Below are 20731 nucleotides of genomic sequence, written 5' to 3'. Positions count from 1 at the left end.
CGGAACGGTCTCTTGGCGTTTTGCTGCAACTTCTTTTGGTTCAGCAACTGTCTCTTGGGATTTTGCAACGGCTTCCTTTGGCTCTGGATCTATTTCTTGCGGTTTTGCAACGGCTTCTTTTGGCTCCGGAACGGTCTCTTGGCGTTTTGCTGCAACTTCTTTTGGTTCAGCAACTGTCTCTTGGGATTTTGCAACGGCTTCCTTTGGCTCTGGAACGGTTTCTTGGTGTTTTGCAACGGCTTCCTTTGTCTCTGTAGATGTTTCCTGATGCTCTGCAATTAATTCAAATGATGCAGATTGCTCAAGGTGAGATGACTCCTCCTTAAAAGTAACTTCTTCGTAAAAAGATTCTCTCTCCTTCTCCTCTATATCTACTTCTGTTTTAACCTGCTCATGATAGGAGACAGGTTCTGCATACACACTATCAGTCATTACCTCCTGATCTGCCACTGATTCTTCCATATATTCATTAGGATTAAGCGGCTGATACGTAGCTTGATATGGAGATTCAGCGATATGCTCCGGTTGGTACCCCATGCCAGCAAAAGGTTGGGGGACTGGGCTAGGTGGAAATGGAGGCGGTTGATAAAACATTTGTTGTGGTGGTGCATATGGTGGCATCTGGGCAAACGGATATTGCGGTGGCTGCTGTTGATAAAACTGCCCTGTCATCGGTTGAAATGGGTTTGGAGGTGGTGGGGCAAAAGGAATAGGGTTCGGATCTACACCCACTCCGGGGCCCAGTCCCTGGCGGCCTGATCCCTGCTGGTAGGAATTTGTTTGATAAAATGGTTGTGTACCATACGGCGGTGCATACTGCGGGGGTTCTGGCCTAGAAACTGGGGGAAATCCATGTTCATAAGGTGATTGCTGTCCTATGGGATCTGCTTGTAGATTTGAATATGCTTGATAAGGTCCATTGCTTGATTGTTGGATTTCCTGGATTTCCTCGATTTCTTCACGTTCTGCTTCATCAGCTTCTGCTTCATATGCTGCATATTGTGGATGCTGATAGCGAAACCGTGTCGCCGAATCTTGATCCCAGCTATTTTGAGCCACATCTTCTGACTGCATCTGAAAACCCGGAAATGGTTGATACGGCTGGTATTGCTTGGTTTTCTCGAATTGATCATATGGATTAATTTGATTAGTTTGCTCATACTGCTCGTATTGATCGTATTGATCATTTTGCGCATCATGCTCGTATCGATGATACTGATCATTTTGCGCATCATGCTCGTATTGATGATATTGATCATTTTGCGCATCATGCTCGTATTGATGATATTGATCATTTTGCGCATCATGCTCGTATTGATGATATTGATCATTTTGCGCATCATGCTCGTATTGATGGTATTGATCATTTTGCTCATTTTGCCCATATTGCTCGTACTGTTCATTTTGCTGGTAATCTGCATGGGCAATCTCATCTATCAATTCTTGTCCGTCTTCGTTCTGATGTTCCAATTGACCCTCTACTTCTTTCTCTAGAGCGGTCAGCTTTCGTTCTAGATCATCAATAGTGACATGCTGATATCCCTGTTCTTCACTCTCATCGTCGGCTACTTGTATATATTCCCAGGTGTCAGGTGATTTTTGCGATTGCTGCTCAGCACGAATCTCCCGTTCATTCTTTAGCTGGATTCCATCTATTATCAGGTCAGCGGTAATAAGTAATTGTTTAGGGCCTTTTATCTCATAATCAAAACTATCAATAATCCCATGAATATCAGAAACCTCTTTGGTTCTGGAAATAGGAACAGAGATACTTAATGGGATACGATGCATGATCTCCGCCTCTTCATCAGAGAAAAAAACGCTAGCATCTCCTTGTTCCAACTGCAACGGAGTAAATCTCATTGCCGAAACCAAGGTGTCCGTTCCGCCATTTGCATTGGCGTTCTTGGTCGGCACATACTTGCCTCGCAGTTGTAAGGACCCACATATCGTAATCTCATAATCATTTTCCCTTATCTCTAAATCGGGTAATAACTCCAGTTCCCGTAGCTCTTCAATTTCTGGTTTATCTGATGAGAGAAATATAGTCTCTTTCATTTGAAACGATAACAGTCCATCTTGTACAGACACACCTGCTCCTCCTTTCAGCTCCACAAGCATTTCCCTATATCTATATGGACAGAGCAACAAAAATAGAACATAAGAGAATGATTTGGCATAAGGATACGTCTTAGCTAGTCGTATCGAAAAAAATCCCGCTCTACCTTGATAGGTAAAACGGGACTTCTCATCAAAACGTACAACCAGCCTCTTTTAGATAATCGTACATATTTACTCATGATTACTTAAATAACTCTCTTCTTTTTCGAATGTTTTCGTGATTCTTTGAATAAGTGATGGCAGCCATTCTTGTAAAGGAATGAATAAAAAGCCTGTCTCCTTTGCCTTTTCGTTACTCATGCACCATACTGATTGGGTTATCCCGAACGGAGACATATGTTCATCTGCTGTTTCTGACATAATAATAGCTTGTTTGCCCGTACTCTCTTCAATCAGACTGATAAGTCCTTTTAATGTAATACCCCCATGGGAGCAAGCGTTAAAAGTCCCTTCCAGCTCCTCTTCAGCAGCCCATAGCAAAAAGCGTGCAGCTTGGTTAGCTGGAATAAACCCAATAGTTGCATCTAGGTTCGGAATCCCGATCGGCCATTGTTTCATCAAATGCTCTACGTGAAAATGCAAGCGACGCGTATAATCATCATCCCCCAGAACGATCGGAAAACGAATGGCTGCTACAGGAAAAGGAGCTTCTTGAAAGAACACCGCTTCGGCCAAACGCTTGCCTTCCTTATAGGATGTTTCTTGTCGCGTCACGTATTCAATAGGGTAGTGATAGGGATCAAAATCCTCTTCCGTTACAAATCTGTCTGCCTCGTCATAAACAGATAACGTCGATGTAAAAATATAACGGGACACTTTATCGGTAAAAACCTTTATAGCAATCCGAGCATCCTCTGATGAATAGCAAATATTATCAAAAATCATATCGAATTCATAATCCTCAAATGCAGACAGCATGGATTCCTCATCATAACGGTCGACAATAATTCTCTCTACCTGATTACCAAATGGATCTTCGGTAATCCCCCGGTTTGCAAGGGTGACTTTTATGCCTTTATCCAAAAGCTCCTGAACCAACCTTTTTCCAAAAAAACGAGTTCCTCCTAAAACAAGCGCTGTTTGCACATTATCCCTCCCTATTGTCAAATCCATAGCTATTAAACCAGATGTCAGATTGACTGACCGAAAGCTCAATCGCTTTTTTTATGTACGAAATGGTATTCTGAGGAAGATCATGAATAGAGAACCATGCTAGTTCATCACATTTATGCGGCTCTGCATTATAAATCTCTCCGGACCATTCTGTTGCCGTTACAAAAAAATCGATACGCTCATCATTTGACAAGCGATGCATAATGCCCGTTATCGTTACTTGATCAGGCTTTAAGATGATGCCTGCTTCTTCACGCGCTTCACGAATCGCAGCTTCTATCACCTGCTCACCACCATCAAGGTGACCGGCTACAACACTGTAATTACCATCTTCGTATCCAGTCTGATATCGTCTTAATAGCAGAATGTTGTTATCTTTTCGCAAAAAAATATGCACGGTGACTGGCGCGGTAAATCGCTCTCCTCCCATGTCATTCCTCCCTTGGTGTCCCTTTCTTTCTGTTATAACCCCCCTTGTTTATTATATCATCTTGCTAGGAAAAGTAGGTGAACTTTACTTTTTTCAGCAAGTTTTATGAATACAAAAAAACAGACAGATACGTTCATCTGCCTGCTTCACAATCTGTATTCTTCTTTGAACACATCACATCTAGACTAGGGTAGCCATTGCCTTATAGCTTGCTTGAATGGTCTTTTCAATATCTTCATCAGTATGCATAACGGAGACAAACATTCCTTCGAATTGAGAAGGTGGAATCATGATCCCTTCTTGCAACAACTGTTGGAAGTAACGTGAAAATTTATCTACATCTGCAGTTTTAGCTGTCTCATAGTTGATTACTGGGGTATCTGTAAAGAATAAACATACCATGGAACCAACACGATTTACGGTATGAGGAATTCCTAATTTAGTCGCATTAGCCGCTAAGCCTTCTGCTAGTCGTGCTGAACGAGCATCAAGCTGTTCATAGACTCCTGGCTTACCAAGCTCCATTAATGTAGCAATACCCGCTGCCATTGCTAATGGATTCCCCGATAAGGTTCCCGCTTGATATACACTTCCCGCTGGAGCTACATGCTGCATAATTTCACGTTTCCCACCGTATGCACCGACTGGCAATCCGCCACCAATGACCTTACCCATCGTGGTTAAATCAGGTGTGACACGATACAAGTCTTGCGCACCGCCGCGAGCTACACGGAAGCCTGTCATTACTTCATCAAAAATCAGCACGGTACCATGTTTTTCCGTAATGCTACGCAGTTCCTCTAGAAAGCCCGGCTGAGGTGGTACTACACCCATGTTTCCGCCAACTGGTTCTACAATAACAGCAGCTAGTTCTGAGCCGAATTTTTCAAAGGCAAGGCGTACACTATCAATGTCATTATATGGTACCGTAATCGTATTTACTGCAGTTGTTTCAGGCACACCAGGGCTATCCGGCAGACCTAAGGTGGCAACACCCGAACCAGCCTTAATCAATAAACTGTCCGCGTGGCCATGATAACAGCCTTCAAACTTCATAATTTTATCACGCTTTGTGTACCCACGCGCCAACCGAAGCGCACTCATTGTTGCTTCAGTTCCTGAATTCACCATTCTCACAACTTCTACTGAAGGAACAATGTCACACACTAGCTTTGCCATTGTGGTTTCACGTTCTGTAGGTGCCCCAAAGCTAGTACCCAGTAAAGCAGTTTCACTAATCGCCTGCAATACTTTTGGATGAGCATGCCCCAAAATCAAAGGTCCCCAGGAGCCAATATAATCAATATAAGTATGTCCATCAACATCTGTAATACGGGACCCTTCCCCTTTTTCAATATAAATAGGATTGCCCCCTACGCTTTTAAATGCACGCACTGGACTATTAACCCCACCGGGAATGTATTGTACCGCTTCTTTATGTAATTCGATTGATTTCGTGAATTGTCGAGTCATTCCACTCACCCCATTAGTATCTGTTATCGTGAAACTGGTAGAAAAAACGCTTGTTTGAAGGTGATCAAACAAGCGTTTTCCTGTTATGACAATATGCTCCTTATCAGGAAACAGCGCATGCATTCCATGCTATCGGATATTGTGCGCAATTACTTATCCAATCCCAGTTTTGCCGCCATCTCATTTTCCCATTCATAAATCTCAGGTGTAAAATAGGATACGCGTGTTTTCTTGTATTCCTTCGTAGAGTACAATGTAATACGGTCAGTGATACCTGTTTCATCCTCAATGGCTTGTAGGATTGATTCACACTCTTCCTTATCACGACCATGTACCATCGTAAAGATGCTGTACTTCCAATCTGGATAGGTAGGACGTAAATAGCAATGGCTAACCGCTCGGAAGGAACCCATTTTCATTCCAATTTCCTGTGCTTGTTCTGCTGGTACGTTCCATACACCCATACCATTTGCACGGAATCCAGCTTTGCGGTGGTTTAGTACCGCAGAGAAACGACGCATTTGGCCACGGTCTACCAATACTTTCGCGTGGTTCAATAATTCCTCTGTTGTCATGCCAGCATTTTTTGCCCATTCATCAAATGGACGCGAAACAATTGGCAAATCCTTTTGCAGTTCGATAATCACCTTGATATCTTTATCAGTGATGCCAAGATCAATCGCTGCCTGGCGCATTTCTTCTGTGTAAGTAGGAGCAGATTTTGTATTCGCTTCTGCCTCTTTTTTCACATCTAGTTGTACCCCGATTTTAAATAGTTTTAGAGTAGGTAGAATGCGAATCGATTCCACATTAGACAATTCTCCTAAGATTTCAACCGTTTTTTCCAATCCAAAACGACTGTTCGGAGGTAGAGCAATCGTAAACCACAGGTTAAAGTCATGGTTGCGTTTATAGTTATGTGTAATACCAGGGTGGGAGTTAAAAATCTTTACAGCCATTTCATCTAATTTATCAGGAGCAATTCGAGCCGCTACCAGACTTGATTTATATCCTAATGCTTTTGTATCACAAATAGCAGAGATTTGACGGATAGAATCACCTTTCATTTTTTCCAGGCGAGCCATTAGCTCCTCTTCTGTTGTCCCTAAATTTTCTGCCATAACTTTAAATGGTTCAGGAACCAATGGAATCTCTTTTTGAATGGCATCCAAAATCTCTTTATCTAACGCATCTAATAAGTCAACCGACATGTTATGAACCTCCTTGTAGCCACTTGGCAACATCTTTAGCATGGTACGTAATGATTAAATCAGCGCCTGCGCGTTTGAATCCCATCATTGTTTCCATAACAACGCCTTGCTCGTCAATCCAGCCATTTGCACTAGCTGCTTTTACCATAGAATACTCTCCACTGATATTGTAAACAACTAACGGCAAATCAAAGCTTTGACGTAAACGTAAAACCATGTCCATGTAAGCAAGACCTGGTTTTACCATTAAGAAATCGGCCCCTTCCATCACATCGGATTCAGCTTCGCGCAAACCTTCACGCGCATTAGCATAGTCCATTTGATAGGACTTACGGTTACCGAACTTCGGAGCGGATTGAGCTGCTTCACGGAACGGGCCGTAGTATGCAGAAGCATATTTAACCGCATAAGACATAATCGGAATATGTGTAAATCCAGCTTCATCTAAAGCTTCACGAATGGCGGTAACAAATCCATCCATCATATTAGATGGCGCAATGATGTCAGCGCCAGCTTTAGCCTGTGAGACAGCAGCTTGGCTTAATAAAACAAGAGACTCATCATTTAGCAGCTCTCCACATTCATGCAAAACACCACAGTGGCCATGATCCGTATATTCGCATAGGCATGTATCTGCAATAACAAGCAACTCAGGGAAAGAGGCTTTTATGTGACGGATTGCTTGCTGTACAATCCCATTGTCTGCATAAGCTTCTGTTCCAAGCGCATCCTTATGCTCTGGAACCCCAAACAAAAGAACAGCCTGAATGCCTAGACTAACGATTTCTTCAACTTCTTCATTAAGACGATCCAAGGAAAAATGATAAACGCCAGGCATAGAGGAAATTTCATTTTTGATGTTTTCCCCTTCTACTATGAACAGCGGATAGATCAAATCTTCTACACGCACATGGTTTTCTCGTACAAGGTTACGCATCGCTTGGCTTCGGCGCAAACGACGATGACGGTCAAATTTAATCATAGTCTACTTCCCCTTTTACCTGGTAATTAGTGCATTGACTAGTCCTTCAATTGTATATTCACTTGCCATGATATCCACTTGCAAGCCTGCTTGTCTTGCCGTATCCGCTGTAATCGGTCCAATGCAAGCAATCTGTACACCCTGAAGTAATTGGGTAAGATCGTATTCCTTCAGCGCTTCCACAAAGTTTTTGACCGTAGAGGAGCTGGTAAATGTAATGATCTGTATCGCCTTTTCTTCCAACAGGGAAACCGTTTCCCCAATGTTCTGTGCATCTATAACTGTATCATAGGTATCTACTTCCGTCACTTCCATGCCGAGAGTTCTCAGCTCTCGCGGCAATGTTTCGCGCGCTATATCCGCACGTGGAAGCAAGACTTTAGAGCCTGGCTGTAACTCATCCTTAAGGGATTCTACCAAGCCCTCTGCAAGAAACTCGCCAGGTAAGACATTTACCGTCAGGCCTCTTTCTTCTAGCATGGAAGCGGTTTTCGGACCGACGGCCGCGATCTTACCAGTTAAGGTACGAATGTCAATCTTTAACTCACGCAAGCGTTTAAAGAAGAATTGAACCCCATTTGGACTAGTAAACATGACCCAGTCATAAGCTGATAGCTGTTGCAGTGCGATATCCAATTGCGGTAGAGCTTGTGGCTCAACCATCTTTATCAGCGGGAATTCATATGCCTCCCCGCCTAATTCATTGATTTGATTCGATAGTTCACTGGCTTGACTTCTAGCACGGGTAACGAGTACACGCTTCCCAAACAACGGCTTTTTCTCAAACCATTGTAATTTTTCACGAAGCGTAACCACTTCACCAACCACAATGATAGAAGGATTCGTTAAGCCTGCCTGCTCACGCTTCTCTACAATGTCCTCTAAGGTTCCGACCAAGGTTTCCTGTTCGACTAAAGTCCCCCAACGCACCAGAGCTACCGGTGTTTGTGGAGAGCGACCATTCTTCATTAATTGTTCCGTAATATAAGGGAGATTGCCTACTCCCATGTAAAAGATGATCGTGCCAACAGCCGTGGCTAATTTTTCCCAGTTAATGCTTGATTCTGTTTTCTCTGGACGCTCATGTCCTGTCACTATCGCTAACGAGGAATTAAAATCGCGATGGGTCACGGGGATGCCTGCATACGCCGGAGCAGCAATCCCTGAAGTGATCCCTGGTACAATCTCAAATAAAATATCGTGCTTAGCCAATTCCTCAGCTTCTTCTCCAACACGACCAAAGATAGAAGGGTCCCCGCCTTTTAGACGAGTAACTACTTTCCCTTCTAATGCTTTATCGACTAATACCTGATTGATCTCTTCCTGAGTGAGGGTATGACGATCAGGCAGTTTTCCACAATAGATTAACTCTACGTCCGGTTTTGCATGAGCTAGCAATCGTGGACTTGCCAAGCGGTCATACACGATGCAATCAGCCATTTGAATCGTTTCCAAACCACGCACCGTAATTAGCTTAGGGTCACCAGGCCCAGCACCTACTAAGAAAACTTTTCCTTTATTCATTGACGGTTCTCCTCCAATACTTTAGCAAGCACTTCTCGCGCCCCCTGACGGAGCAGCTCTTCTGCCAAATTTTCACCCAATGCTTGAGGATTGTCTCCAGTCAATGTTGCTTTAAACAATTGGCTTCCATCAGGAGACCCTACCATCCCTGTAATGCTAATGGAAGGCTTTTGATTTGCATCAAGCTGCACTTCTGCAAAAGCGCCAATCGGCACTTGACAGCTTCCCTCCATCTTGTGAAGAAAAGCTCGCTCTGCCTCGACCGCATACCGGGTCTCCAGATGATCAAACCGTTGTAAAAGTGACATCATTTCAGCATCATGTGTACGGCACTCAATAGCAAGCGCCCCCTGCCCCACCGCAGGGAGACTGATTTGCGGATCAAGATACTGCGTGATCGTGCCCTTCCACTCCACACGTTTAAGGCCAGCAGCAGCCAGAATAATTGCATCAAAATCTTCTTCCTCTAGCTTGCGGATTCGTGTATCAATATTTCCCCGAATCGGTTTAATAATGAGATCAGGTCGGTAATGCAGCAATTGGGAGGAGCGGCGCAAACTGCTCGTTCCTACCACAGCGCCCTGTTTTAGCTTATCTAGCGTCTTACCATCCTTAGAAATCAGCACATCCCTCGGGTCTTCCCTTTTTGGAATGGCACCGATCGTCAAACCTTCTGGTAAGACAGCAGGCATATCTTTTAAACTATGGACAGCCATATCAGTTTGCTCTTCCAACAGGGATTGTTCGATTTCTTTAACAAACAGACCTTTACCGCCCACTTTGGAAAGTGTAACATCCAGAATGCGATCTCCCTTTGTAACAATCTCTGTGATGCTAAAACTTGATGCAGGGTCTATTTCACGCAAACGAGCCAGCACCCATTTTGTTTGGGTAAGTGCCAGCATGCTTTTACGCGATCCAACTTTCCACTCTTTCATGTCTGCCTCCCTATAATTGCTCTCTTTGTTTCACCTGTTGTAGTAAAGCATCTGCCATCTGCTCTCTTTGCAGGGAAGGCGCCTCTACATATCTATCATCAAGCAACTCTTGAAAGATTTGTTTGCGCACGGTGGCATCTTTAATCTCCTGTAAAACCTTTAATCGCATCTGAGCTAAAAAGTCAACATAGCCCTCATATTCCTGACCAAACTCTCGTTCTAGCCTTCTACGCAGTTTACTTGCCAAACTAGGGCTTGCACCCGAGGTAGATACAGAAATCACTAGCCTTCCTCGCTTGACCGTAGAGGGAACGATATAATTGCATAGGTCTGGTCGGTCTGCAATATTTATAAAAGCCTTGGTTCTTTTCGCTTGTTCATATACTGAATAGTTGACATGCCGATGATTGGTCGCAGCTACGATAAAAAAATACGGACTTAAATCCTGTCCCTGATACAGCTCACGTTTCCAATTGATCTTCCCCTGCTCGGTCCATTCAGCTAACAATGGCGTTATCTCAGGAGAAATAATGGTGATTTTTGCCCCACATTCCAGTAGAGAACCTACCTTGCGTTGAGCTACTTCTCCACCACCAATAACTGCACAGAGCATTCCCTCCATTTTAACGTGAATTGGATAATGCGGATTCATCTGCCCCACCTCTCTACGACCATTGATGAAATTGTGAGTAGGGATCAATCAGCAAAAAATTAAGCAATAAACATACAAATGCAATGATGTTTATCCATGCTGCCACTTTTCCCAACCATTGATTCCGAACCCTTTGATACAACAGCATACTATATAAAATCAGAACGACGATCGACATACACACTTTCGCGTCCATCCAAAATCCATGTGAAAAAATCAATTGTGCCCAAATACTGCCTAAAATGACTGACAACAAAAGCAGCGGCACACCAAAAATGTTTAGTTTAAAAGAAAACGCATCCAATTTCTCCAAACTTGGGAGCCGTTGCCACAGCGGTGTCCATTTTTTTTGCTTCAGCATATGTAGATTCACAAGATACATACCTGAGAATATCATGGACACGGCCAGTAATGCGTAACTAATGATAGCAATTGTCACATGAATAAAAATAAAATCAGAGATAACTCCGCTGTGCTGCGGAGTTGCTGGCTCTGAAAAGAACATGGATAAGGTGAGAACTCCAAACCCGATCACATTAGTAAAAAATAGTAAGAAATCAATGCGAGCTACAGCATGTATGATCAAAGAAAGGGTCACCAATACCCAAGAATAAAAAACTAAGGTTTCAAAAAAGGTAACAACGGGCAAATATGACTTTACGATCATTTGGTAAACAAAAAAGATGGTTTGTAACAACCAGACAATCGAGAGTAATCCTAGCGCAATTTGCTTCATTCGCCGGTTACTCTGCAAAAAATCATTGAAGTAACAAAGTACACCCGCTGCATAGAGAAAGATGGTCAAGTCATAGAGCCATCTTGCATTTGCCATACACGCTCACCTTTCCCTACTATCTAGATCACGCCCATTTTCTCAATTGCCTGTGAAAACAGGCGGAGCAAGAAGAAATCCATTTCTTCCTCGCCTCTTGCTAGAAACGCTGTTCACGTGATTGTAATGAAACAGCTTTTTCACGTCTTAAGCTTTCACGCTTTTGTTGCTCCCATAATGCTTCCTGTTTTTTACCTTCCAATATTTCATCCAAAGCAAAAATTGTAGAGAAGATATCGAGTACCTCTTCTCCTTTCTTTTGGACGGTCAACTCCTTCAGTTGTACGATTGGATCATGCAGTAATTGGGAAATAATCCCTCGTGTATGTTTGCGAATAATATGCATTTCCTTCTCATTTAAATGAGGCAACTTGTTTTCAATTTTGCGGATTGCTTCTCCATGAATGGAAAATGCTTTTTCACGCAATGCCGCAATCAAAGGCACAACGCCCAGCGTTTGTTTCCAGTTAATGAACTCCTGCTTTTCTTCCTCAATCATAAGTTCAATACGCTCTGCTTCTTTGGAGCGTTCAGCTAGATTGCTCTGAACAATGCCCTCCAGATCATCTATGTCATACAGGAATACATTTTCTAGCCCATGAATATCAGGATCAAGATCACGCGGCACGGCGATATCAATCATAAACAATGGCTTATGAGGACGCTGCTTCATAATCGGCTTTAATTGTGCTTTTGTTAACACAAAACCGGTTGCTCCCGTCGAACTGATGACGATGTCTGCTTTAGCCAGCTTCTGGGGCAGATCCTCCATGGTACAGGCTTCACCGCGGAACTGTTCAGCTAAGGTCTGTGCACGTTCCAGCGTACGGTTTGCTACTGTCACATGAGCCACTCCGTTTGCGTGCAAATGCTTAGCTGTTAATAAGCTCATCTTACCTGCACCTAAGATCAGTACATGCTTATCAGCAAAGCTTCCAAAAATCTTTTTGCCAAGCTCAATCGCGGCATAGCTGATAGATACAGCATTTTGGCCTACAGAAGTCTCTGTATGAGCCCGTTTTGCAAGGGTTACAGCCTGTTTAAACAGTGTATTAAAAATGGTTCCAGTAGTCTCATGTTGTTGTGCCAGGAGAAAAGCGTTGCGAATTTGACCAATAATCTGTGTCTCTCCCATTACCATGGAATCGAGTCCACAGGTTACACGGTACAAGTGCTCAATCGCTTCGTCATTTTCCTTTACGTACATATAATCGAGAAGCGACTCTTTCTCTACGCCAAACCATTCTGCAAGAAAATTCCGTGTATAAAATCTACCGGTATGCAACTGATCGCAAACCACATAGATTTCAGTCCGGTTACAGGTTCCTACAATGATACATTCTAGAATGCTTTTGGTATGAGATAGAATATGAAGTGCTCTCGGCGTGCTGTCGTCATTAAACGTGAATTTTTCACGAATTTCGACAGGCGCTGTCTTATAATTTAGGCCGAGCAGTAAGATTTCCATAGCCTTCCTCCCGTGTCATTCAAATACGGATTTTAGCTTCTTTATTATAACATTATGTCCGTAAGCAAGTAGTTTAAAATGTGAAAATTTGATTAAAGTTATCCAAAAAACCTTGTCAAATGTGCTATTCACTGGTTCGACAAATTACTCTCAGGATTTCACATCATTTTCCATGAATTAACATTTATTCACCTTGTTAATTTTATCCAGATTTTCACTATCTTAGTTTGTCTCGTTTTTACTTATTCATGCTTCTTTCGGAACTATCAAAAAACTCCTTCCTTCCCTGTTTATCTACTCTTATAATGAGTACTATAGCTCAAAATCGGCCAACATCTTTTCTAGAAACGAGGTAGTAGGGTGAAAAAAGCATTGATGGTTGACTGTTTATTGTTATGTATCGTTTTTATCTGGGGAGCAACCTTTGTGGTCGTTCAGAATGCGGTTCACATGCTTCCTCCCAATACGTTTAATGCGATCCGTTTTTTTAGCGCTTCGTTATTCTTGTCCCTTATCTACTTTATTCGAAATCCAAGGGCTTGGCAAACCTGTAACTTTTCTTTGGTTCGCAGCGGTGTATTTCTAGGCTTTTGGCTGTTTGTCAGTTATGCAACTCAAACAGTAGGACTCTTGTATACCTCACCATCAAAGGCAGGATTTATTACAGGTCTGTCGGTTGTGCTTGTGCCCTTACTCTCGATTGTTGTACTTAAGCATAAAGTGAAAGCCTCTGCCTTTATCGGCGTCTGCATGGCCGTAATTGGACTTTACTTATTAACAATGAATGGTACTCTCTCTCTTACATTTGGCGATTTTTTAGTGCTTTGCTGTGCGATTTGCTTTGCCATGCAGATTGTGTTGACCGGTCGATATTCTCCTCGGTTTCCTACGATGCCCTTAGTGATCATTCAATTGTTCACTGTCTCATTTTTCAGTATGTGCTACGCCCTTATCCTAGAGGATTGGCAAGCGATATATGACCCTTTCATCATAGGTCACCCTGAGGTTCTATGGGCGCTATTTATCACGGCAATTCCAGCTACTGCCCTCGCATTCTTAGTGCAAACCTCTTTTCAAAAGGACACCTCTCCAACGCATGTGGCACTGATCTTTGCTTTAGAACCAGTCTTTGCAGCATTCACCTCCTACCCATGGATTCACGAGCTGTTGACGATGAAACAATTGATCGGCTGTGCTTTTATCCTAAGTGGTATGCTGTTTTCAGAACTGCCTATTCTATTCTGGCTACGCAATCTAAAAGCGAAAATATCTGCTTAACCTTCCACAGTCTTATCTCTATAGAGTTAGCTTTTGTACGTAAAAAATCAAACAGACGTCTTCCTTGCGAATAGAAAGGTGCCTGTTTGATTTTGCTTCCAATCCTATACACGACGTTTCTAAGTTCGATAATTTCGCACTTCCAAGCTAAGCGCCTCTACCATTAACCGCATGACATTGCTACTTACCTTCTCAGGAAGCTTTTCCGCTTGCCGTAACCTTCGCCTCATTCGTAAAAAATAAAAGATTGCTCGAATCGTTTGTCCCTTCCGACCAGCATCAATTAAACGTGTTGCCGTTTTGCCTAATTTAGCCCAGTATGCATACTTTTTCAGCCAGCCTTTTATTTCTTTATATAACCTTTCATTTTGCATACCGTTCAATAGGTGCCTTGCAGAACTCTCCATTTCAGAAAAGGTATGCTCTAGGATTTCCACAGCCTTCTGTTGATCGCCGTGAAAAAAATGGTAGCGAAACTGATGTAATTTTTCCAGGAGCTGCGGCGCTTCTTCGTCACACAAAAACGATGCCCGCACATGATCGGCAAACAAAAGAAAGGCATCAAAATCTTCAGGCCCCGCTATCTCTTTCACTGCACGTTGAAAGGCTTCTTCAGGATCATAGGAATCAGGATGGGTTAAATATTCACCGATCGTCATGATAGGAATCTTGGAGCTTTCCGGATATTCCATTGCGTTAGCTACATACCCCGTAGCAAAACGGAACAGAGTAGCATCCCTATTTTGCAAAGGACCAATGTGTAGCTCGCTCGACATCGCCAGATCATTAACTGGATAATTATCCCAATAAAGCGGGTAGTGTCGTGTTTGTTCAAAAAAGTATTGGGAGTCTGCTTCCGTTAGATAAGGAGAACAGACAAACCTCCCCGTCCAAAACAGATCAATTTCCGTTGGTAAATGCTGTCCCAGATAGGTAATATACGCTTCATCACCTCTCCCATGATAAACCGTAGGGCATACCACGAGATGGATGTCATCCTTACTAGTCTCTTTTAGCCTGTTCCAGACCAAAAGAGTAACCTGTACATGCGCCTCTGCTAAATGAACGAATGCCTCTTGATCACTTTTGTGCATTAATTCCTGTGGAATATCGTCAAACAACAGACCAAATTTCGTCACACCGCAGGCAAGGAGGTTCTCGTACTTTTCTATCAATCTATCTACATGCTTCGAGTTGGCATACTGCATGCTCATTCCCGGACTGAGACAATAATAAAAGGCACACCCCACCGAATGTGCCTCTGAAATCAGCTCCGAAATGAGACGCATTTGGGCGGGAGAATGATGCATCTGCCAATCATCTCGCAGGATCGCATCATCTTTGGGCGCATAAAAATAGGCATTAAAGCCATGCTGACTGATAAAGTGCAGCATATCAATCCGATCCTCATGCGACCACGGCTTACCGTAAAATCCTTCAATAAGTCCCCGTAATGCAAATCCTTGTGAAGACATCCTTTCTCCTCCTCGGGAAGCTGTTTGTCTATCTAAGCTGCTGGTGTCTTACTAACGTAGCCTGATTTATTTACTCATTACCTTCCAGTATATGAGCGGATTCTTCGGGCGATTCCTGCTTGCCTTTTAGCCTGCGTAAAATTTCTCCCCATAATTCATCTCTGCCTTGTCCCATTTCGGTAGAGAAAACAATGAGAGCATCTGTTGACTGGAAATTCAAAGTCTGACGAATAACTTTTAAATGCTGTAGCCATCTTCCGCGAGAAATCTTATCGCCTTTCGTTGCTACCACGATAGTAGGGATTCCAAGCTCCTTGCAATATTCATACATGCTAACGTCATCTTTAGAGGGAGCATGGCGAATATCCACTAGCTGAACAACAAATTTAAGCTCTTCTCGCTTGCTCAGGTAAGTATCAATCATACTGCCCCAGGTCGACTTAATGGACTTGGAAACCTTCGCATATCCGTAGCCGGGAAAATCCACAAAGTACATTTGATTATTTACTTTAAAATAGTTAAGTGTCTGAGTTTTTCCGGGACGCGAGCTTGTCCGAGCAATTGCTTTTCGACTTAACATTTTATTGATTAAAGATGATTTCCCTACATTGGAACGACCCACCAGAGCAATCTCTGGCAGGCGATCCTTTGGGTATTGTTGAGGCCCTACGGCACTAATAATAAATTCTGCTGAAGTAATCTTCATTTCTTTTTCACCATTTTCTCTTGCACAAAAGCATATTTAATCACGTCATCCATCTGTTCTACCGGATGGAACGTCATATCATTTTTCACACTGTCTGGAATATCTTCTAAGTCTTTCTCGTTTTCAATTGGCAAGATAATGGTAGTTAGGCCGGCACGATGGGCAGACAGTACCTTTTCCTTCAAACCGCCAATCGGCAATACACGGCCACGTAATGTAATCTCACCTGTCATACCCACTTCTTTTCGCACAGGAATATTTGTCAAAGCAGATAACAAGGCTGTTGCCATTGTAATCCCTGCGGAAGGACCATCCTTTGGAATTGCTCCTTCTGGCACGTGAATGTGAATATCATTTTTCTCTAGGAAATCCTGAGTAATATCCCATTGACCAGCACGCGAACGAATATAGCTGAGGGCAGCTTGTGCTGACTCCTTCATCACGTCACCTAGTTGACCAGTTAAGGTGAGAGTACCTTTACCAGGATAAACACTTACTTCAACATTTAAGGTATCTCCCCCCACCTGGGTCCATGCTAATCCTGTAACAGAACCCACCTGGTCTTCCTTCTCTGCTAGACCATAGCGGAATCGTGGTTTACCTAGCAGGTTTTCCAAGGTTTTAGGTGTTACAACTACGCGTTTCTTTTCTCCACTGACAATGATTTTTGCAGCTTTACGGCACAGATTCGCTGCTTCACGGTTCAGGTTACGTACCCCTGCTTCTCGTGTATACTGACGAATCACCTTCATCATGGCTTCATCGGCCACTTGGAGCTTCTCTTTTGTGATACCATGGGACTTTATATTTTTAGGAAGGAGATAATCCTGCATAATATGGAATTTCTCTAGCTCGGTATAGCCGGAAATTTCGATCGTCTCCATTCGATCAAGCAATGGCCTTGGTATGGTATGAAGCGTATTTGCCGTTGTTAAGAAGATAACGTTGGACAAATCATAAACTTCTTCTACATAATGATCACTAAATTTTTCATTCTGATTTGGATCAAGCACTTCTAATAAGGCTGACGCTGGATCTCCGCGGAAATCACTCGCAAGCTTATCGATCTCATCAAGCAGAATAACAGGATTAACAGTACCTGCTTGGCGCATGGATTGAATGATTCGGCCTGGCATCGCTCCTACATAGGTGCGACGATGTCCACGAATTTCTGCTTCATCACGCACACCACCAAGCGAGATACGGATAAACTTCCGGCCCATCGCTCTTGCAATAGATTTACCCAAGGAGGTCTTACCTACACCTGGAGGACCTACAAGGCATAGAATCGGTCCTTTTAAATCACTTACTAATTTTTGTACAGCAAGATACTCTAGAATGCGCTCTTTTGGTTTTTCAAGGCCATAGTGATCTTCATTTAAAATCGTTTCCGCATGGGCAATATCTAGATTATCCTCTGTCTTTTTCGTCCATGGCAAGGAGAGCAATGTATCAATATAAGTGCGAACCACGCTGCTTTCTGCAGAAGTAGCTGGCATCTTATCTAGGCGATCGAGTTCTTTCTCCAGCTTAACCTTGATACGCTCTGGGGCGTCGGATTGGAGCAATTGCTCACGTAAATCATCCATTTCCCCATTGCGCCCGTCACGCTCACCTAACTCCTTTTGTATGGCCTTCATCTGTTCGCGCAGGTAATATTCCTTTTGCGTTTTTTCCATTTGCTTTTTAACGCGCTGACCAATACGTCGTTCTAGCTCCAGTACTTCTCGTTCGTTGTTTAAGATATTGAGCAAGATTTCTAGACGACGATGAACATCTACTGCTTCTAATACATCTTGCTTATCCTTTATTTTAAGCGGTAGATGGGATGCAATGACATCTGCCATACGCCCCGCTTCTTCAATATCACTAACTGAGCTTAGCGTCTCAGGGGATACTTTCTTAGAAATTTTGATATATTGCTCGAACTGCTGTAAAACAGTTCGCACCATAGCTTCGATTTCATTTTCATTTTCCCTGGTTTCCGGTAAATATGTAATCGAAACGTAGTAATAATCATCTCTTTGTAGATATTCGTTAATAGAGGCACGTTCTAAGCCTTCCACTAGTACACGAATTGTTCCATTAGGTAGCTTTAACATCTGCTTCACTCGTGCAACTGTACCCACCGAATAAATTTGTTCTGAATCCGGTTCCTCCACCTGCACATCCTCTTGCGTTGATAGCAGAATATAATTATCATCTACCATCGCTCTTTCAAGAGCCCTTACGGATTTCTCACGTCCTACATCCAAATGCAACACCATGCTTGGATAAACCAATAAACCACGAAGCGGCAGCAGTGGTATTTCACGGGATCCTGTATGTTCACTCATGACCAAGCACCTCCCATTTCTAAGGCCACGATATCTCTCTTTTATAATGTCTGAAAGACGGTATCGTCTCATTGTATCGCAAAATGATACCCAATGTCTAATGACCACATGCATTTGCTTATATTACATGCCGTTCATTGCGACATTTGTAACACACATACGATGATGAAGCCGTTTTTATTATACCCAAAAATTCCTAATCTTTCATAGAAGCTTCTGCTTCTTCGTACACTTTGATTAAAAAAATATGGGATAGAGATAGGCTCCGCCTAGCCATATAGGAACGGAGCCTATGTGTAAAACAAATGCATCTATCATCTTATGCTATAACGGTAAAGTGCCTGGCTGAATGCCCTCCACTTGTACAGGTACACTAAACGGCGGCAAGTAAGTGTCTTCGGTCTGGTCTGTTTCGTCAATTTGAGTTAAAACACCTTGGTCTACAAATGCCATTTGGATGGCTTCCTCTACATGATGGATTACGATTACTTCAATTCCTTCTATATCCGCAAAGATCGTCTGCCAATTCTCCGCTGGAATGAAAACACGTTTAGCCCCTGCTTGACGAGCTGCTTCTACTTTAGCAACCACTCCGCCAACTGGCTTTACCTTTCCATGGATACTAACCTCGCCTGTAACTGCCAATAAATTGTCAATAAGTCTTTCTTTAATAGCCGAATAGATAGCGATTGCGATTGTTAAGCCTGCGGAAGGGCCATCCACGGGCACACCACCGGGAAAATTAATGTGTAAATCATAGTCATATGGCTGAATGCCTAGGCGGTGAAGAACCGTTAATACATTATCAATGGAGCCTTTCGCCATAGATTTACGGCGAATGGTTCGGCTCGGCCCCCCTAACTCCTCTTCCTCCACTAAACCAGTCAGAGTAAGTTTGCCCGCACCTTTAATAGGGGCTAATGAGGCCGTTACCTCCACTTCCATCACGGTGCCCATGTTAGGACCATAGACAGCTAACCCGTTGATGACGCCAATTTGAGCTTGCTCGTGTACTTGTTTTTCTTGACGAGGCGATTTTTGACTGCTATGTACCACCCATTCCACGTCCTGAGTGGTTACGATCTCACGTCCTTCTGTCATACATATTCCTGCGGCTATCTGTAATGTATTAATTGCTTCACGTCCATTGGTAGCATAACGCTCTATCACTGCAATCGCGTCATTCTCCACCTTAATTTGCATTTTTTTCATGGCCTTAGAAACAATACTTCCAATCTCATTAGGCTGTAGAGGACGGAAAAATATCTCTAAACACCGCGAACGCAAGGCGGGGGGAATTTCTTCCGGTGTGCGTGTTGTAGCTCCGACTAAACGAAAATCAGCCGGCAGTCCATATTGAAAAATCTCATGGATATGGGCAGGTATCTGAGTGTTCTCTTCGCTGTAATAAGCGCTCTCCAGCATTACTTTTCGGTCTTCCAACACTTTTAGCAGTTTATTCATCTGTACCGTATGTAGCTCGCCTATTTCATCTAGAAATAAAATCCCTCCATGTGCCTTGGTAACGGCACCTGGCTTGGGTTGTGGGATACCAGCTTGCCCCATAGAGCCCGCTCCTTGATAAATTGGATCATGAACGGAACCAATTAGCGGATCAGCAATGCCGCGTTCATCAAATCTGGCAATAGTTGCATCAATCTCCACAAATTTAGCGTCCTGCTTAAAGGGGGAAAGCGAGCTTTTTTTGGCAGCTTCCAGCACGACACGGGCAGCAGCTGTCTTCCCTACCCCTGGGGGGCCATAAATAATAACATGCTGCGGGTTAGGCCCACATAACGCTGCTCGTAATGCTTTTAACCCGTCCTGCTGTCCAACAATATCTTCTAGCTTACTAGGTCGTGTTTTCTCAGATAATGGCTCAGTCAATGCGACCATTTTCATTTTGCGTAAATGATCTACCTCTTTACGGGATTCCTTTTCCGTTGAAACCTTTGTTGTTCTTTGCATCTTTAACAGATTAAAAAAGTAGATGCCTATAATGATCCCAACGACAAGCTCAATAGCCCCTACTATGACTGTTGTATATTCCAATTCTATACCCTCCCAAGTAATGCTGGTAATACCTCCAAAACGATATAAAAGTAGTATTACCTAGTGCATGGGAGAGTAAACAGGATCATTACACAACCTTTTGGGTATCATGTAAGCTCTTATGGATCGAGGACCTTGTT

At 43.1% G+C, this 20731-nt stretch carries 15 protein-coding genes and 1 pseudogene; 1 reads left to right on the top strand and 15 read right to left on the bottom strand.

From position 1 onward, the window contains the following. From AYJ08_RS11455 to hemA, 11 genes and pseudogenes are all read right to left on the bottom strand, one after another. A pseudogene (locus tag AYJ08_RS11455) lies at positions 1 to 2091 on the bottom strand (hypothetical protein); the annotation flags it as partial. 201 nt (positions 2092 to 2292) lie between these two features. Then, a complete protein-coding gene (locus tag AYJ08_RS11450; RefSeq protein WP_064017824.1) occupies positions 2293 to 3207 on the bottom strand; it encodes an NAD-dependent epimerase/dehydratase family protein in 915 nt (304 codons plus the stop codon). A gap of 1 nt (position 3208) precedes the next feature. Further along, positions 3209 to 3664 carry an NUDIX hydrolase gene (locus AYJ08_RS11445; RefSeq protein ID WP_064017823.1) on the bottom strand — a complete coding sequence of 152 codons (456 nt, stop codon included), beginning with the start codon at positions 3662 to 3664 and terminating at the stop codon, positions 3209 to 3211. A 180-nt stretch (positions 3665 to 3844) separates the two neighbouring features. Continuing rightward, complete coding sequence (gene hemL / locus AYJ08_RS11440; protein ID WP_031410699.1) at positions 3845 to 5137, bottom strand: glutamate-1-semialdehyde 2,1-aminomutase; 1293 nt, start codon at positions 5135 to 5137, stop codon at positions 3845 to 3847. Between the two features lie 149 nt (positions 5138 to 5286). Continuing rightward, positions 5287 to 6348, bottom strand: a complete 1062-nt coding sequence (gene ahbA, locus AYJ08_RS11435) for a siroheme decarboxylase subunit alpha (protein ID WP_064017822.1) — start codon at positions 6346 to 6348, stop codon at positions 5287 to 5289. A 1-nt stretch (position 6349) separates the two neighbouring features. After that, positions 6350 to 7330, bottom strand: a complete 981-nt coding sequence (gene hemB, locus AYJ08_RS11430; protein ID WP_031410703.1) for a porphobilinogen synthase — start codon at positions 7328 to 7330, stop codon at positions 6350 to 6352. A 15-nt stretch (positions 7331 to 7345) separates the two neighbouring features. Then, a complete protein-coding gene (cobA, locus tag AYJ08_RS11425; RefSeq protein WP_064017821.1) occupies positions 7346 to 8854 on the bottom strand; it encodes a uroporphyrinogen-III C-methyltransferase in 1509 nt (502 codons plus the stop codon). Next, positions 8851 to 9792 (bottom strand): hydroxymethylbilane synthase, encoded by a 942-nt coding sequence (gene hemC, locus AYJ08_RS11420; RefSeq protein WP_064017820.1) that lies wholly within the window; start codon positions 9790 to 9792, stop codon positions 8851 to 8853. The genes cobA and hemC overlap by 4 nt, the downstream gene beginning before the upstream one ends. Positions 9793 to 9802: 10 nt before the next feature. Then, positions 9803 to 10444 carry a precorrin-2 dehydrogenase/sirohydrochlorin ferrochelatase family protein gene (locus AYJ08_RS11415; protein ID WP_031410709.1) on the bottom strand — a complete coding sequence of 214 codons (642 nt, stop codon included), beginning with the start codon at positions 10442 to 10444 and terminating at the stop codon, positions 9803 to 9805. 13 nt (positions 10445 to 10457) lie between these two features. Continuing rightward, positions 10458 to 11276, bottom strand: coding sequence for a cytochrome C assembly family protein (locus AYJ08_RS11410; protein WP_003334885.1), 819 nt, complete (start codon positions 11274 to 11276; stop codon positions 10458 to 10460). A gap of 100 nt (positions 11277 to 11376) precedes the next feature. Beyond that, the gene (hemA, locus tag AYJ08_RS11405) at positions 11377 to 12744 is read right to left on the bottom strand and encodes a glutamyl-tRNA reductase (protein WP_064017819.1); all 1368 of its coding nucleotides are present in this window, start codon (positions 12742 to 12744) and stop codon (positions 11377 to 11379) included. Positions 12745 to 13104: 360 nt separating this feature from the next. On the opposite strand from hemA, the gene AYJ08_RS11400 reads away from it, so the two are divergent. After that, positions 13105 to 14022 carry a DMT family transporter gene (locus AYJ08_RS11400; protein WP_369799678.1) on the top strand — a complete coding sequence of 306 codons (918 nt, stop codon included), beginning with the start codon at positions 13105 to 13107 and terminating at the stop codon, positions 14020 to 14022. Between the two features lie 119 nt (positions 14023 to 14141). Here AYJ08_RS11400 and AYJ08_RS11395 read toward each other — a convergent pair whose 3' ends face one another. The 4 genes from AYJ08_RS11395 to lonB form a co-directional block, all read right to left on the bottom strand. Next, positions 14142 to 15497: a protein O-GlcNAcase gene (locus AYJ08_RS11395; protein ID WP_064017818.1), complete on the bottom strand. Its 1356-nt coding sequence runs from the start codon at positions 15495 to 15497 to the stop codon at positions 14142 to 14144. A gap of 70 nt (positions 15498 to 15567) precedes the next feature. Beyond that, positions 15568 to 16203: a ribosome biogenesis GTP-binding protein YihA/YsxC gene (gene yihA, locus AYJ08_RS11390; RefSeq protein ID WP_064017817.1), complete on the bottom strand. Its 636-nt coding sequence runs from the start codon at positions 16201 to 16203 to the stop codon at positions 15568 to 15570. Further along, complete coding sequence (lon, locus tag AYJ08_RS11385; protein WP_064017816.1) at positions 16200 to 18539, bottom strand: endopeptidase La; 2340 nt, start codon at positions 18537 to 18539, stop codon at positions 16200 to 16202. Before lon ends, yihA begins: the two co-directional genes overlap by 4 nt. A 324-nt stretch (positions 18540 to 18863) precedes the next feature. Further along, entirely contained in the window at positions 18864 to 20591 is a 1728-nt protein-coding gene (lonB, locus tag AYJ08_RS11380) for an ATP-dependent protease LonB (RefSeq protein WP_064017815.1), read from the bottom strand. Positions 20592 to 20731: the final 140 nt, after the last annotated feature.

Source organism: Brevibacillus sp. SKDU10 (assembly GCF_001645205.1).
Lineage (GTDB): Bacteria > Bacillota > Bacilli > Brevibacillales > Brevibacillaceae > Brevibacillus_B > Brevibacillus_B halotolerans.
The sequence above is the reverse complement of the archived record's forward strand: the minus strand, read 5'-3'. Positions and strand labels throughout refer to the sequence as shown.

Coding starts and splice junctions, on each gene's coding strand:
- AYJ08_RS11445 (WP_064017823.1), bottom strand. CDS start 3,664: ATGGGAGGAGAGCGATTTACCGCGCCAGTCACCGTGCATATTTTTTTG.
- hemL (WP_031410699.1), bottom strand. CDS start 5,137: ATGACTCGACAATTCACGAAATCAATCGAATTACATAAAGAAGCGGTA.
- ahbA (WP_064017822.1), bottom strand. CDS start 6,348: ATGTCGGTTGACTTATTAGATGCGTTAGATAAAGAGATTTTGGATGCC.
- hemB (WP_031410703.1), bottom strand. CDS start 7,330: ATGATTAAATTTGACCGTCATCGTCGTTTGCGCCGAAGCCAAGCGATG.
- cobA (WP_064017821.1), bottom strand. CDS start 8,854: ATGAATAAAGGAAAAGTTTTCTTAGTAGGTGCTGGGCCTGGTGACCCT.
- hemC (WP_064017820.1), bottom strand. CDS start 9,792: ATGAAAGAGTGGAAAGTTGGATCGCGTAAAAGCATGCTGGCACTTACC.
- AYJ08_RS11415 (WP_031410709.1), bottom strand. CDS start 10,444: ATGAATCCGCATTATCCAATTCACGTTAAAATGGAGGGAATGCTCTGT.
- AYJ08_RS11410 (WP_003334885.1), bottom strand. CDS start 11,276: ATGGCAAATGCAAGATGGCTCTATGACTTGACCATCTTTCTCTATGCA.
- hemA (WP_064017819.1), bottom strand. CDS start 12,744: ATGGAAATCTTACTGCTCGGCCTAAATTATAAGACAGCGCCTGTCGAA.
- AYJ08_RS11395 (WP_064017818.1), bottom strand. CDS start 15,497: ATGTCTTCACAAGGATTTGCATTACGGGGACTTATTGAAGGATTTTAC.
- yihA (WP_064017817.1), bottom strand. CDS start 16,203: ATGAAGATTACTTCAGCAGAATTTATTATTAGTGCCGTAGGGCCTCAA.
- lon (WP_064017816.1), bottom strand. CDS start 18,539: ATGAGTGAACATACAGGATCCCGTGAAATACCACTGCTGCCGCTTCGT.